Below are 14,330 nucleotides of genomic sequence, written 5' to 3'. Positions count from 1 at the left end.
TTGGCGAAGGCTAAATCAATTTGGGGCTGTCCTAGCTAAGACTAGTGTTTAGCTTGTTTTATCCAATAAGTTAGCCGAGTTAGAAGTTGTTTATGGTTGCCTTCATTGAAGCGCCATTCGCATTCTTTGAGGAACCAGTAAAAGTGTTCTGGCTTGATACCGTTAAAACGACGTAAGTGTCTTTTGGCTTGATTCCAGAAATTTTCTATTCCATTGATATGATTATGGTGTTCTGCAAACTTCTGAGAATGATTGATACGATGATGATGGAATCCGTTGATATCCAAGGCGTTGTAAGCTGAAAATGTATCTGTATAGACTATACTGTCAGGTTCCACCTGTTCTTTGATGATGGGGAGAAGTGTTTCAGTACGGGCATCAGGAATGATTACTGTGTAGACTCTTTCGTTTCTCTTCAATAGACCAAAAACAGCTATTTTTCCGGCAGATCCCCGTCCTCGTTTACCTTTTCTTACACCTCCAAAGTAACTTTCATCGGCTTCTATTTCTCCGGACAGCCGATAGCTGGGGAGATGAGAAGCAATAAGACGTCGCAAGCGCATGAAATAGGATGTGGCAGTGTTACGGTTTACTCCTACCATCTCTCCGGCAGCCCTTGCCGTGGCACCGGCCACAAAAAACTTTATGAGTTCGGTCTGTTGCCGATTATTTAGGTTCAGGACTCATTAAATATAAAAGATGACAATGGCAGCGAGACAAATAGCCGAAAAGAACGTGTGGGCACAACGGTCATAACGCATGGCTATTCTGCGCCAATCCTTGAGTCGGCCGAACATGATTTCTATCTTGTGCCGCTGCTTATAAACCTCCTTGTCATAGGCCACCGGAGTTTTCCGGCTGTGTCTGCCGGGAATACACGGCGTGATTCCTTTACGGGACAAGGCATGACGAAACCAGTCGGCATCATAGCCTCTATCCGCCAGAAGCTCCCCGGCCTGCGGCAGAGTATCAAGCAGGACAGCAGCGCCTTTGTAGTCGCTCACCTGACCGCCGGACAGATGGAAGGCCAACGGTTGACCGAAGGCATTGCAGACAGCGTGGAGTTTTGAATTCAGGCCGCCTTTTGTGCGTCCGATACATCGGGAAAGGCCCCTTTTTTCAGCAAACTTGCTGCTGTCCTGTGTGCCTTGAGATGTGTGGCATCAATCATCAAGCGTGTTGTGGAGCCGTTTTGCTCAACAAGCTCCGCAAAAATCCTGTTAAAGACCCCCAATCGGCTCCAGCGGATAAAACGATTGTAGAGAGTTTTGTATGGTTCATACTCGCGCGGAGCATCGTTCCATTGCAGGCCGTGCTTGATGACATAGATAATGCCGCTGACGACACGCCTGTCATCGACTCTCGGAATGCCATGGGAACGAGGAAAGTAGCGTTTGATACGAGCAATCTGTTCATGAGAAAGATAAAAAAGTTCCTTCATGGCATCCTCCCTATGCCGACAATAAGAACTTTTTACCCTTTTGGCAATTAATGAGTCCTGAGCCTAGTCTGCTGCGTCTTTCATACATGCCGGTATCCTAGCTCTTTTTTCTTAGCTAGGACAGCCCCATCAATTTTGCTTCCCGTGTTTCCGAACTCGTTGACGCCGGTAAAATGGGAGTTGTCATTCAGAAGATTGACGGTGATAGTGTTTTCCGTGGCATTATTGTCAGTTACAAGGTCGGACTCGACTATCTTCACTGCAGAAGTCTTTCCGGCTATGATATTCCCGACAATGCTCACCACCGCATCAGTATCTTTCATGCTGTTGACACGGATGGTGGAACCTTCAACGGCATTCAGCGCCACGGCACCCGTAGAAGTAAAGCCTTTTTCATAAACAAGGTTGCTCCGCTTACGGGCCAGCGCTCCACCGATGGCTCCGGCAATATGATCGTATCCCGGAGTGGTGTCGGTGACCAGCGGTCCGAGGACATAAAGCGGAGCATTGTGGGTGAGCTTCTTGATGCTGAGAATCTGAGCCTCCACTTCGTTCAGGCTGACATGGCCGGGGCCTTCGATCATGCACTGCACACCTTTTTCCAGACCGCGTTTGGCCAGCTGTCCGAGCGTGATGACTTCCATCCACTGGGCGGCATCGCCGGAATCGCAGTTGGCTCCGGGACGGAGGCCGTCGCCGAGAGAGAGGGTCACGTTGTAGCGGCGGGCAATGTCGAGAATGCGGTCGAATTCCGTAAGAAGGGGATTTTCCTTGTCGTTATGCAGCATCCAGCGGGAAAGAATGCTGCCGCCACGGGAGACGATGCCCATGGTACGTCCGCCCTTGGCGCCCCATTCCGCGCCCTGGCGGGTCAGGCCGCAGTTCAGGGTCATGAAGTCCACCCCCTGTTCGGCCTGCTTTTCCACGTCGGCAAAAATGACTTCGGGATCAATGGTGGCGGGATCTTCGCCGCGGTCAATGTAAATCTGGGCCACGCCGTACATGGGAACCGTGCCGAGCGGCGCGGGGCAGGCATCCAGCATCTGCTGACGGATGGAGTCGAGGTCGCCGGCAATGGACAGATCCATCACGGTGTCGGCTCCGGCGTCCAGAGCGATCTTGAGTTTGCGCATTTCTCCCTTCACGCTGCAGTGGAAGGGGGACGTGCCGATGTTGGCGTTGATTTTTACCCGTGCAGGCTGTCCGACCAGAATGGGGCGGACATTTTTATGGTTGGGGTTGCCAAGAAGAACCATGGTACCGGCTTCTATGGCGGCACGGATTTCTGCTTCCGTCAGGCCTTCTTCTTCGCACAGGCGGGCCTTGTGCTGTTCGAACAGCTGAGCCAGAGCCTGGTTGCTTTCAAAAATGGACATACTGCCTCCCTGTCAGGAGTTCCTGTTTAAGCCGCAACATGTACGACCTTATGCTGTGGATGTCTAAACGACATCCGGTGCCCTGTTTCTGCACATCCGGAAACGGGGACCTTGGAAAGGAAAAAGGCCGGGAGCCGGAGAGGCACCGGCCTATCTGCTACTGCTTTTTTTCTATTTTGGCCCAGGAGTCCTTGAGCGTCACGGTGCGGTTGAACACGGGATGCTCCGCCGTGCCGTCGGGATCGGCACAGAAGTAGCCCACACGTTCAAACTGCACATGACTTCCCGCCGGCAGCGTGGCCAGATAGGGTTCCGCCATGGCGGTGACGATCTTTTCGAATTCGGGGTTGAAATAGTCGAGGAACGTCTTGCCTTCTTCAATATCGCTGTCGGTTTCCGTGGTGAACATCTGCTCGTAGAGGCGGAGTTCCGCAGGTACGGCGTGCCGCGCGCTTACCCAGTGCAGAGGCCTTTCACCTTGCGGCCGTCGGGGCTGGAGCCGCCGCGGGAGGACGGGTCGTGAGTGCAGTGCAGCTCAACTACGAACTGCGCATGAAGTTTGTGGCCCGTTCCTGAACAGATATTTACCATCAGCAGGCCGGATTTTCCGGCCTTTTTTTGGAGTTTTGCCATGCTGAGAGCCGGATTGGTCGGCGTGACGGGCTACACGGGAATGGAGCTTTCCCGTATTCTGGCCTCCCATCCTTCCATTAGACTGACTGCGGCTACTTCCCGACAGGATGCGGGCAAGCGGCTTGATGTCGTGTATCCTTTCCTGCAGGGACTGCCCGGTGCGGATGTGGTGCTTATGGAGCCTGAGGTGAAAGCCCTGGCCGAAGCCTGCGATGTGGTGTTTCTTGCCGTGCCTCATGGCGTGGCCATGGAAATCGGCGCGGATTTGTACGATGCGGGGGTGAAGGTCGTTGATCTGTCGGCGGACTTTCGTCTGCGGGATGCTGATGTTTATGAAGCATGGTACAAGCCCCATACCCGCAGGGAGCATATCGCTCATGCCGTGTACGGTCTGCCTGAACTCTATGCCGATGAGATACGTCAGGCCCGTCTGGTGGCCAATCCCGGCTGTTACCCCACGGCGTCCATACTCGGTCTCTATGCGGCGTTGAAGAATGGCATCATCCGCACCGACGACATTGTCATTGATGCCAAGTCCGGTACCACCGGAGCCGGCCGCAAGGCCGTGGTCAGCTCGCTGTTCTGTGAGGTGGCAGATTCTTTCCGTCCCTACAACATCGGTGGCAGACATCGCCATACTCCGGAGATTGAGCAGGAACTTTCCGTGGCAGCGGGGACGCCCGTCACCGTGTCGTTCAATCCTCATCTTCTGCCCATCAGCCGCGGTATTCTTGCCACCATCTACACCAAGCTGGCCAGTCCCCTGTCTCAGGCCGATGTGCAGGCGCTGTATGAGGATTTCTGGAAGGACAGTCCGTGGGTGAGAGTGATGCCTGCCGGCAAGCTTCCGGAGACCCGCAATGTGCGCGGTACGATGTTCTGTGACGTTGCGGTTACCGTGGATGAGCGTACGGGACGTCTCATCATCACCTCTGCCATAGATAATCTCTGTCGCGGAGCTTCCGGTCAGGCTGTGGCCAACGCCAATCTGCTGTTCGGGTTGCCGGTGGAAACCGGCCTCAATTTTGCTCCGCTGGTCCCGTAAGTAGCAGACAGTCAGAATGTTCGGGGCCTGTTCTTCTGTATGATATTCCTGTCTGAGAGAAGAACAGGCCCGTGTCTTTAAATCTGGTTCCGGCAGACGAGGGAAAAGCTCGGGAAGCGTTGTTTCTTGCGCATGCTCCGATATGGCAATCCTGTGTCGGATCGGTCGTTGTTTTTTGCGTGGCATCGGTGTATCCCCAAAGGTGCTGCGGAGTTTCGAGGAAATTCGTTCGGCAAGGTCGGAGGCGGCGGAGCGGTCGGAGAACAGATCTTCCGGTAGAGTCGCTATGGCTTTCGACCGGTGACGGGAAAAGGAGAGTTCACGTGTCCAGACGTATATTGCTTGTCGACGATGAGCAGGCATGGCTTGATATCCTTGCACTTCGCTTTTCCGAGTCGGGCTGGCAGACGGATATCGCCTCCGGAGGAGAAGAAGCCTGCAGGATTCTTCTCGAAAAGAGTTTTGACGTGATTCTCTGCGATATGTCCATGCCGGGTATGGACGGCGTGGAACTTCTCCAGAGACTTCGGATATCGGGGATCTCCACACCGTTCATCATCATGACGGGTGTAGGTACCATTCAGAGCGCCGTAAGAGCAACCAGGCTTGGTGCCTATGATTATGTGACCAAGCCGTTAAAAATGAAAACACTCCTGCCGCTGGTGCTGCGTGCGGCGGACTACGGATCCATGCAGCGCTCTCTGGGAAGTTCCCGCCGGGAAGAGGAGGAGGGCGTGCCTTCCATGATTCTGGGAGACAGTCCTGCCATGCACGATATCATGCGGATGCTTGATAAAATTTCCGGATCCAGTGTCAGTGTTCTTATTGAAGGCAGAAGCGGAACGGGGAAAAGTCTGCTGGCCAAGGTGATCCATGCGTCCAGTCCGCGCCGGAACAAAGCTTTTCTGACCATTGACTGCGGGGCACTTCCGGAAAGCCTGCTGGACAGCGAGTTGTTCGGCCATGTCCGGGGTGCGTTCACCGGTGCGGTTCAGTCTCGCCGCGGCCTGCTGGAGGAAGCACAGGGCGGTACCGTTTTTCTGGATGAGATAGGGGAGATGCCGCTGGGTATGCAGACAAAACTGCTGCATGCCATTCAGGAAAGGGAAGTTCGACCCGTGGGGGCCAATGCCTCTGTGCATATTGACGTGCGTTTTATTTCGGCCAGTAACCGTGATCTGAAGGAGGCCGTTCGTCAGGGGCTTTTCCGGGAGGATCTTTACTACAGGCTTGCGGTTCTGCCGATACGCATGCCCGATCTGCGGGAACGGAAAGAAGATATTATCCGTTTCATCGAGTACTTCATTCATAAGTACAATAGAAAACATAATAAAAATATCAGAGAGATAAGTCCTGCAGCGCTGGAGATTCTCATGGCGCAGCCGTGGCCCGGCAATATCCGTGAACTGGAAAACACCATGGAGAGGATAGTGCTGTTTACGGAAGGGCAGATCATCACCCCGTCATCTCTAGGCCCCCTGGAAAACCGTCTTGGTTCAGAGCCTCGTCCTCAGCCGTTGTCGAGCGCCCCCATCGCGTTGCATGAAGCAGCAAGAGAGGCGGAGCGGAAGGCTATTCTTCTGGCTCTGACACTTGCGGATGGTAACCGGACAAGGGCGGCAACCATGCTGGGGGTCAGTCGACGAACCCTTTACCATAAGATGGCCGACTGCGGTATTCCGTCGGCGGGAGAGGCTATACCAAAAGAGGAAGATCCAGAATAAATCGGGTTTCTCCTGGCTTTGACTCCGCCCGCAGCGTCCCATTGTGCATTTCCGCTATATTTCTGGCCACGTACAGTCCGATACCGAATCCCTGGCTTCCTTTTGTGCTGTAGAACAGGTCAAAGATACGGTCCATGTCGGACTCGGCGATCCCCGGGCCGTCATCCGCAATGATGATTCTTGCCGTGTCGGCTTCCTTCTGATGCCGGCTTTCTCCGGTTATTGTCAGGCGACCGGAATCTTTCATGCTGTCCAGAGCGTTGATGATGAGGTTCAGCACCACCTGTTCCAGCATGCCTCTGTCTCCCCGCACAGGAAGCCAGTCCGGCAAATGCGCATCAACATCCACTTTGCGCAACCGGGGATGCAGGAACAGTATGCATTCCTGCACGACTTCGGTCAGGTTGAGGCTTTCGCGTCGGATTTCAAGCGTCGGGGCAAGATTCAAGAGTCGCCGGATGGAACTTTCCGCCTTTTCGCCGTGTGCGAGAATGGCCTCCACCTGTGTGCCTCCCACCCCTTTTTCCGCAAGATACTCGGCGTTGGCCATGATGACTCCCAGCGGATTGTTGATCTCATGGGCCACTCCGGCCGCCATGCGGCCGATGATGGACATGCGGTCCGTTCTGGCCAGTTCCTGTTCCAGTATCCTCCGTGCCGTGATGTCACGCCAGAGGGTGCATACTCCGGGAGTTCCTCTTCCATCCAGCGTGGCCGGAAACGTCATGATTTCAAAATGGCGGGTCTGGCCGTTTTTCTCCGGCAGTACACATTCCCGGCGGCCGTATCGTCCTGCTCTGATATCCTGTGCCAGCTCTCCGAGGTGGGTTTCCGGCGCCAGAGAGTATCCGCACAGCTGCATGTCATAGGAGTTCAGAAGCTTCCGTGCCACGGGATTGGCATAAAGATACCCTCCGTGTTCATCCAGAAGAATGACGCCGTCCGGGGAGGCCTCCGTCAGTTCCCGATATCTGGTTTCCGACGCCCGCAGACTGTCCGTAGCCCTGGAAACCTTATACTGTAAGGAAACGTTCCAGATTATGATGATGGTAATAAGGCAGGCAACTCCCAGAGAAAAATAGATGATCGGCATCTTATATTGCTCCCAGAAGCTTTCTCTCCATACGGGAGCGCCCAGCCATTTTTCGCGCATCTCCATCAATGTTCCGTTGTTTTCCAGAGTGGTCAGAAAATCTGCAAGCCGGGCCGACAGGTGAATATTATGTTCCTCCGTCACCAGATACAGTTCCGTACGCTCCAGACTTCCTCCTTTGATGTTGATACCGGTAAGGCCTTTTTTCCAGGCAAGACTGGCCACGACTTCACCCAGATGGGTGATGTAGGCATCCACATCATGGTTTATAAGCATGTCCAGTGCCGACGGCATGTCGTCGGCTATGACAACGTCGGCCCCTGCATTCCGTGCAATATTTGCATATCGGCTGTCACTTTTTACAAAAGCGATGCTGTGTCCGGAAAAGTCGGATTCCGACCGGATATCCATGCTGACATCCGTAACGAAAATGCGGCGATTGAGGCTGAATCCGGTGGGAATGAACGTCAGTCTGGAGGTCTGCCCCGTGACTCGGGGAACCAGTACCGCCAGCTCTATCGTTCCCTTTTCCAGCTGTTCATACAATTCCACGGCACGACCAAAAGCAAACTCCTCTTCGATGTTCAGGGTGGAACAGATACCATGCACAAGCTCTACGGCAAGACCCTCTGGAGAGCCGTCCACCATGCTGGCAAGGGGTGGACGATCCCGAAGAACTCCGATGCGGATTTTTTTCTTTGCTTCCACGGGATCGGTCCGCTGATCCTGCGTCATCAGGCCGACGGCGCATATGACTGCGCAAAGAATGCAGCACAGGTAGAACGTAAATTTTTTCATCTTAAAAATACGGTACTCCTTTATGCATGAAAAAGCAGCCGTTGAAAGTGTGAAAAATGTTGCACACCAGGGCCTTTTTCATGCGTAAGAAACATTACATTTTTCTATGTCGCAAAAAGGGAACGCTGCATAATCTATAATAAATACAGTGAATTATATATTGGCATGTATTTTGCTTCACGATATGTGAATCTGACACCCGTCTCTATAATATTTTCAGGAGGCCTTATGAAATTACGTTATTTCCTATGCAGTCTCGCGGTAATGACCATGATACCGATAAACGGCAGCGCCTCGCCTACCATTTATCCGACAGGCGTTACGATGTATGACCCTGAAAGAAGTTTCAACGGGTATACGTTAATTGGACCTAGCTGGTGGAATTCCGGCCACAGCACCTATCTTGTCGATATGAACGGCGAGGTCATGAAAGAATGGCCGCAGCTTCTGGGGCATTCCGCAAAAATGCTTCCCAACGGTGTTGTTCAGGGCGAATACGGCAAGCGTAAAAATGCCCATATGGTTATTCTGGACTGGAATAACAAGATTCTTCGTCAGAACGACATTCCCATGAGTCACGACGCTCAAATGGAAGGCAGTCCCGTTGGCTACTATTTCCCCGATGCCAAGCCGCGTGCCGACGGCAGGCTTCTGCTGAATTCGCAGAACGGTCTGGCCAAGCCCGGCAATATTCCGGTGGACTTCCCCGTACAGGAAAATGCCATCTATGAAGTCGATGCCACCGGAAAGGTCGTATGGCAGTGGAAGATTTCGGAACACTTCAAGGAGCTGGGATTTTCGGAAGAAGGTATAAAGGCTCTCGGTGTTTATGACAGATACGACAGGCATCTCAGAGTTGAGGACAAGAATTCGGGGGCTACTCCGTATGGGCAGGCCAGCGCCAAGACCAGCTCAAAGGTCAATGAGGTAAAAAACAAAAAGGGCGTGGACTGGGCACATATCAACGCCGTTTCCTATGTGGGTAAAAACCGCTGGTATGACGAAGATCCTGTCAAGTATGCGGCTTTCAACCCGGACAATGTTCTCTTTTCCTCCCGCCATATGTCGATGATTGCCATCATCGACAAGAAAACGGGAAAGATTGTGTGGAAGCTCGGTCCGGACTTCAGCTCTACTGACGCCCTGCGTAAAATCGGACCCATCATCGGCCCCCACGGCAGCCATATCATTCCCAGCGGACTGCCTGGTGCCGGTAACCTGCTGGTATTCGACAACGGCGGATTCAGCGGCTACGGCAGGCCGGATCAGGACGCTCTGGACGGTGTCGGTGTCATGAAGCGCCATTACTCGAGAGTCCTGGAAATCAACCCCGTGACCCTAGAAGTTGTGTGGGAGTACTCCGCGCTGAAGGCCAAGATTGCCACGGATAATAACCCCAACATCTTTTTCAGTCCTCTCCAGGGCAATGTACAGCGTCTGCCCAACGGGAATACGCTTATCTGCGAGGCTGCGTACGGACGGGTTTTTGAAGTGACTCCCGATCTCGATACCGTGTGGGAATATGTTGATCCCAAGTGGAGAGATCTGGATAACTACAACGTGGTATTCCGCGCCTATCGTGTTCCTTACGACTGGGTTCCTCAGGCAAAGCATTCCAAGGAACGTGCGGTTGTTCCTCCGCGTCTGGAATTCTTCCGTCTGACGCCCGGGGAAAACGGAGGAACGGCGGTTCCCGTACTGATTGAAAAGTAGTGATGCATAACTGAAGAAAACCGGAGCCGGATCCTGTTTCATGTGACGGTTTGGCACATCTACGGGACGGCTCCGGTTGAGTCTTATGTCAGGAGAATATCATGATGTTGAATGCGCGCAGAAGAATGATTCCGGCAGCACTTCTTTTTTTTGTCTGTATGGCTGCTCCGGGGGTATCCCATGCCGATGTCATTAATCTGAACACGGCCACAAAGGCGGAACTCCTGGAGGCTCCCATTGATATGAACCGTGCCATGGTGACCAACCTGATCAAATACAGGGAAGAGCACGGACCTTTCCATTCGGTGGAAGACCTGCTGAAGGTCAAGGGTATCAATGATGCCCTGATACTCAGAATAGGCATATATAAGGATGAACACGGGGATATGGTGGTCGATCTTCCCGACGAAGATATGCCGGAAGGAATGACGGTACCCCTGTACTGATCAATACTGACCTGCCTGATTCTCTTCTGGAAATATGGGCAGTGCTGCCATAGTGAAAACGCGGGATCATGGTGCCGGAAGTGCCATGATCCCGCGTTTTGTTGTTTCATGCCGAGGTGCTGGAATGACGTCGGGGACGATTCCGCGTTTGCGGCAGATGATGTTCCCGGCGAACCGCCCGGACTGTGTCCGGGCCATCGTCGGAAAATATGTTAGATTTTGTTGGAGCTGCCGAGAACGTTGCGGATCTTGCGTTGTACCATATCCTTCACGGCCTCACGGGCGGGCTTCAGATAGGTGCGCGGATCGAAGGCTTCGGGATGCTCTGCCATGTACTTGCGAATGCTGGCCGTCATGGCGAGACGGATATCGGAGTCGATGTTGATTTTGCATACGCCGGACTTGGCGGCCTTGCGCAGCATTTCTTCGGGAACGCCCTTGGCGTTGCCGAGCTGTCCGCCGTACTGGTTGGCCATGGCCACGAATTCCTGCGGAACGCTGGAAGCGCCGTGCAGCACCAGCGGATAGCCGGGCATCATGGAAGAAATCTTGTCGAGGCGTTCAAAGTCGAGCTTGGCTTCACCCTTGAACTTGTATGCGCCGTGGCTGGTACCGATGGCAATGGCGAGAGAGTCGCAGCCGGAACGCTGGGCGAATTCCACGGCCTGATCGGGATCGGTATAAATGCTGTGATCGGAAGAGACGTGTTCTTCTATGCCGGCAAGGCGTCCGAGTTCTGCTTCAACCCATACACCCCGGTCGTGAGCGTACTCCACAACTTTTTTGGTAACAGCGATATTTTCCTCAAAGGGAAGGTGGGAACCGTCGATCATGACGGAGCTGAAACCGCCGTCGATGCAGGCCTTGCACAGTTCAAAGTCGGGACCGTGGTCGAGATGCACCACCACCGGAATGTCGGCTTCGATGAGAGCGGCTTCCACCAGCTTCATGATGTAAACCTGACCGGCATACTTGCGGGCACCGGCGGAAACCTGAAGTATCAGCGGCGAGCGTTCTTCCGCACCGGCCTGCATGATGCCCTGTATGATTTCCATGTTGTTGACGTTGAAGGCACCGATGGCATAGCCTTCTTTGTAGGCACGGTCGAACATCTCTTTAGGAGTGGTAATAGGCATGGCTTCCCTCCGGGGAGCGGGTAGCAGGTATCATGGAGAGGCGGATACGTTAAAATAATCCTCTCCGTTTCTTTGTTTCTTTTGTAGCCGCAGTGGCAATTTTTCGCAAGGGATGAAGGCGGAAAGGAGACTTCTTCTTTCCAATTATGATAGTATCTGGTCCCACAGACTGTTTTCATTAAGTTTTTTTGCGGTCTCCCTGTCGTTGAGATCGATATTCAGAGGTGTCAGGGTGGCAAAGCCCTGATGCAGCCAGCTTTTGTCGGAGCCTTCGTCCTCAAGGTGGAAGTGCTGGAAGGGATCTATCATCCAGTAGTACTCTCTGCCCCGCGGAGAGATGCGACGTTCATAGGAGTCCAGACATGCCCAGTCGGTACTGTGACGGCATACCTTGAGGCCTCGTATCTGATCTGCCGGACAATCAGGCAGATTGAAGTTATAGACGCGGTGCCGGGGAAGGTTGTTCCAGTCCAGTGCCGTGGCCATACGGGCCACAAGGTCGGCATGTGCCTGCGTGGCGCCGGCATGGGAGCAGTGGGAAACGGCCAGAGAGGGGAGGCCGTACATGGCTGCCTGGATGGCTGCGCCCACCGTGCCGGAGAAGAAAACATCCTGACCTGCGTTGGGGCCGAAGTTTATGCCGGAAATGACGAGATCCGGGTTGAATTCCGGCATAAGGCCGCGCAGGGCGAGAATGACGCAGTCTGCCGGAGTGCCGGAGACGGCGATACCTTCAAAAGGGCCGCCTTCTGTTTCATCAAGACGGACCCTGCGGGTAAGAATGGGACCGTGCACCGTCAGGCAGCACCCCGCCCCGGAGTGCTGTTCCGCCGGAGCAACGGCCCGGACATCGTGCCCTGCGCGAAGAAGCGCCGTGTAGAGCAGATGCAGGTTATGGCTGTATATACCGTCGTCATTACTGATCAGGATGCGCATGGTGGCTCCGTATGATACGGCGAAAGGCTTTGACAAGCTCTGCCGCGGCATATAGTTGAAAGAGAAAAGTGAAACATGGAGCGACGCTGTTATGCCGCCTGCCATGTTTTCTTGTATAGGACGGGAACCAAAAGTCAAATCCTCCAGAGGTGAATATGACGGAACACCGGAAGATCAGCGACCTGGCGGCCGGTGAGGAGATCGCTTCAAACTATCTTATTTCGCTGGCATCGCTTCAGCAGTCCCGGAACGGCCCATACTGGAGACTGGAGCTCAAGGATGCGAGCGGGGCACTGGAAGCCAAGATATGGAGCCCGCTCAGCCTTTCCTTTTCCTCGCTTGCTGCAGGACAGATGGTAAGGGTGGAAGGGCATGTTTCTCTGTATCGCGATCAGCTTCAGCTTACGGTGGACGGATTGCGTGTGCTTGATGATGAGGAAATCGCTTCTCTGCCCATGGAGGATTATCTTCTTTCCAGTGCCCGGCCTGCCAAAGATATGCTTGAGGATATCGAAAGTCTGTGCGATCGGGTGCTTACGCACAAGCCATGGAGAAAATTCCTGCGTTCCGTGCTTTCCGACAAGCGGATACGTCCGCTGCTGCTCCGGGCGCCGGCGGCAAAGTCCGTCCATCACGCCTACGCGGGTGGTCTTCTGGAACATATGCTTTCCGTGGCGGAAGTCTGCATGCTCATGGCTGACCACTATCAGGAACTGGACCGGCAGACGCTTCTTGCAGCCGCTCTTCTGCACGATATAGGCAAGATTGATGAGATGGGCGGAATCCTGGTAACGGAATATACGGATGAAGGGCGGCTCCTCGGCCATATAGTGCAGGGGCTTGTCATGCTTGAGCCTTTTCTGCAGAAATCCGGGCTTGCCCCGGAACTTGTCATGCACTTCAAGCATCTTATTGCCAGCCATCATGGAGAGCCGGAGTTCGGAGCCGTGCGTGAGCCTGCCACTCCGGAAGCATTTGTTCTGCATTATGCCGACAATATTGATGCCAAGCTGGCCCAGTGCCGGGGGATACTTCCTCCGCGCGGAGAAGGGGAAGGCATGACCTGGAGTTCCTATCAGAATTTCCTGGGGCGCAGCATCTGCCGTCCTGCCTGTACGCCTGAAACGGCCGTGGAGAAGAAGTCTTTGCGTCAGGAGAAAAAGGCGGAATCCCGTCAGCAGGAGGAAAGGCAGTGTTCGTTACTGTAGAAGGCGTGGAGGGTGCAGGCAAGAGCGCTCTGATGAAGCTGCTTGTCCGGGAACTGGAACGGCGTGGCATATCTTTTGTACGCACACGTGAACCGGGCGGTTGCGGACTGGGCATGAGTCTCCGGCCGCTTCTGCTTGATGTATCGAGTTCTCTGGACAGCCGTGCAGAGCTCTTTCTCTTCCTGGCCGACAGAGCTCAGCATGTGGCGGATACCATTCGTCCTGCCCTGAGTCGAGGGGATTGGGTATTGTGTGACCGGTATGCCGACTCCACCATTGCCTATCAGGGATACGGACGCGGTATGGATGTGGACTGGCTGCAGACCATTAATGATTATGCCACGGGCGGACTTTGGCCGGACAGAACGCTTCTGCTGGATCTTCCTGTGGAAAACGGACTGCAACGGGCTCTGATCCGTAACGGCCGTGAGGGACTGAGCCGGAGTGAAGGCCGTTTTGAGGCGGAGGAACGCGCGTTTCATCAGCGGATTCGCGATGGATTTCTTGAGCGTGCCGCACGGTGGCCGGAGCGTTTCCGTGTGCTTAATGCGGAGCATGCGCCCGAGGTGCTTCTTGGCGAAGCACTGTCGGCGCTGGATCTGCCCCTTTGATATTTCGCAGTTTGTGGCAGATGGAAGCCCCCGGTCATGAATTCATGACCGGGGGCTGTTTTCGGGAGATGGTATGACCGGCCGGGTAAAACTGTGCACGAAGTTCTTTTGTGCAGCGTTTCCGGGGGCGGAAAACGGGAGCATTCGGAGAGATTCAGCTCCGGATCATC

At 54.1% G+C, this 14,330-nt stretch carries 12 protein-coding genes and 1 pseudogene; 6 read left to right on the top strand and 7 right to left on the bottom strand.

Going from position 1 to position 14,330, the window contains the following annotated elements:
• Positions 1-41: 41 nt before the first annotated feature.
• The 4 genes and pseudogenes from ABGT79_RS04550 to ABGT79_RS04535 all read right to left on the bottom strand — a co-directional run.
• The gene (locus ABGT79_RS04550; protein ID WP_346666651.1) at positions 42-680 is read right to left on the bottom strand and encodes an IS1595 family transposase; all 639 of its coding nucleotides are present in this window, start codon (positions 678-680) and stop codon (positions 42-44) included.
• A 6-nt stretch (positions 681-686) separates the two neighbouring features.
• Positions 687-1,441 (bottom strand): IS5 family transposase gene (locus tag ABGT79_RS04545; protein ID WP_346665207.1). Its coding sequence is split into 2 segments (ribosomal slippage): positions 687-1,108 and positions 1,108-1,441, totalling 756 coding nucleotides; the frame shifts between segments, so codons are not numbered across the junction.
• Between the two features lie 80 nt (positions 1,442-1,521).
• Positions 1,522-2,817, bottom strand: coding sequence for a phosphomethylpyrimidine synthase ThiC (locus ABGT79_RS04540; protein WP_346665206.1), 1,296 nt, complete (start codon positions 2,815-2,817; stop codon positions 1,522-1,524).
• A gap of 157 nt (positions 2,818-2,974) precedes the next feature.
• Positions 2,975-3,360 (bottom strand): annotated as a pseudogene (locus ABGT79_RS04535) (glutamine--tRNA ligase); the annotation flags it as partial.
• 88 nt (positions 3,361-3,448) lie between these two features.
• On the opposite strand from ABGT79_RS04535, the gene argC reads away from it, so the two are divergent.
• Together argC and ABGT79_RS04525 are read left to right on the top strand one after the other, a co-directional pair.
• A complete protein-coding gene (argC, locus tag ABGT79_RS04530; protein WP_346665205.1) occupies positions 3,449-4,495 on the top strand; it encodes an N-acetyl-gamma-glutamyl-phosphate reductase in 1,047 nt (348 codons plus the stop codon).
• A gap of 323 nt (positions 4,496-4,818) precedes the next feature.
• Complete coding sequence (locus ABGT79_RS04525; RefSeq protein ID WP_346665204.1) at positions 4,819-6,219, top strand: sigma-54 dependent transcriptional regulator; 1,401 nt, start codon at positions 4,819-4,821, stop codon at positions 6,217-6,219.
• Here the strand turns inward: ABGT79_RS04525 and ABGT79_RS04520 are convergent.
• The gene (locus ABGT79_RS04520; protein WP_346665203.1) at positions 6,191-8,110 is read right to left on the bottom strand and encodes an ATP-binding protein; all 1,920 of its coding nucleotides are present in this window, start codon (positions 8,108-8,110) and stop codon (positions 6,191-6,193) included. The genes ABGT79_RS04525 and ABGT79_RS04520 overlap by 29 nt on opposite strands.
• 228 nt (positions 8,111-8,338) lie before the next feature.
• On the opposite strand from ABGT79_RS04520, the gene ABGT79_RS04515 reads away from it, so the two are divergent.
• Both ABGT79_RS04515 and ABGT79_RS04510 read left to right on the top strand, forming a co-directional pair.
• Complete coding sequence (locus ABGT79_RS04515) at positions 8,339-9,823, top strand: aryl-sulfate sulfotransferase (protein ID WP_346665202.1); 1,485 nt, start codon at positions 8,339-8,341, stop codon at positions 9,821-9,823.
• A 101-nt stretch (positions 9,824-9,924) separates the two neighbouring features.
• The gene (locus ABGT79_RS04510; RefSeq protein ID WP_346665201.1) at positions 9,925-10,269 is read left to right on the top strand and encodes a helix-hairpin-helix domain-containing protein; all 345 of its coding nucleotides are present in this window, start codon (positions 9,925-9,927) and stop codon (positions 10,267-10,269) included.
• Between the two features lie 212 nt (positions 10,270-10,481).
• Here the strand turns inward: ABGT79_RS04510 and fba are convergent, their stop codons facing one another.
• Together fba and surE are read right to left on the bottom strand one after the other, a co-directional pair.
• Positions 10,482-11,405 (bottom strand): class II fructose-1,6-bisphosphate aldolase, encoded by a 924-nt coding sequence (gene fba, locus ABGT79_RS04505; RefSeq protein ID WP_346665200.1) that lies wholly within the window; start codon positions 11,403-11,405, stop codon positions 10,482-10,484.
• A gap of 144 nt (positions 11,406-11,549) precedes the next feature.
• Complete coding sequence (gene surE / locus ABGT79_RS04500; protein ID WP_346665199.1) at positions 11,550-12,341, bottom strand: 5'/3'-nucleotidase SurE; 792 nt, start codon at positions 12,339-12,341, stop codon at positions 11,550-11,552.
• A gap of 155 nt (positions 12,342-12,496) precedes the next feature.
• Here surE and ABGT79_RS04495 point away from each other — a divergent pair, with 155 nt between their 5' ends.
• On the top strand, positions 12,497-13,549 hold the full coding sequence (locus ABGT79_RS04495) for an HD domain-containing protein (RefSeq protein WP_346665198.1): 1,053 nt from the start codon (positions 12,497-12,499) through the stop codon (positions 13,547-13,549).
• Positions 13,534-14,160 (top strand): dTMP kinase, encoded by a 627-nt coding sequence (gene tmk, locus ABGT79_RS04490; RefSeq protein WP_346665197.1) that lies wholly within the window; start codon positions 13,534-13,536, stop codon positions 14,158-14,160. Before ABGT79_RS04495 ends, tmk begins: the two co-directional genes overlap by 16 nt.
• Positions 14,161-14,330: the final 170 nt, after the last annotated feature.

It is taken from the genome of uncultured Mailhella sp., from assembly GCF_963931295.1.
Classification (GTDB): domain Bacteria; phylum Desulfobacterota; class Desulfovibrionia; order Desulfovibrionales; family Desulfovibrionaceae; genus Mailhella.
The sequence above is the reverse complement of the archived record's forward strand: the minus strand, read 5'-3'. Positions and strand labels throughout refer to the sequence as shown.

Bases quoted from the DNA above. Each gene is read 5' to 3' on its own strand.
- argC (WP_346665205.1), top strand. From the start codon at position 3,449: ATGCTGAGAGCCGGATTGGTCGGCGTGACGGGCTACACGGGAATGGAG.
- ABGT79_RS04540 (WP_346665206.1), bottom strand. From the start codon at position 2,817: ATGTCCATTTTTGAAAGCAACCAGGCTCTGGCTCAGCTGTTCGAACAG.
- ABGT79_RS04515 (WP_346665202.1), top strand. From the start codon at position 8,339: ATGAAATTACGTTATTTCCTATGCAGTCTCGCGGTAATGACCATGATA.
- surE (WP_346665199.1), bottom strand. From the start codon at position 12,341: ATGCGCATCCTGATCAGTAATGACGACGGTATATACAGCCATAACCTG.
- fba (WP_346665200.1), bottom strand. From the start codon at position 11,405: ATGCCTATTACCACTCCTAAAGAGATGTTCGACCGTGCCTACAAAGAA.
- ABGT79_RS04520 (WP_346665203.1), bottom strand. From the start codon at position 8,110: ATGAAAAAATTTACGTTCTACCTGTGCTGCATTCTTTGCGCAGTCATA.
- ABGT79_RS04495 (WP_346665198.1), top strand. From the start codon at position 12,497: ATGACGGAACACCGGAAGATCAGCGACCTGGCGGCCGGTGAGGAGATC.
- ABGT79_RS04510 (WP_346665201.1), top strand. From the start codon at position 9,925: ATGATGTTGAATGCGCGCAGAAGAATGATTCCGGCAGCACTTCTTTTT.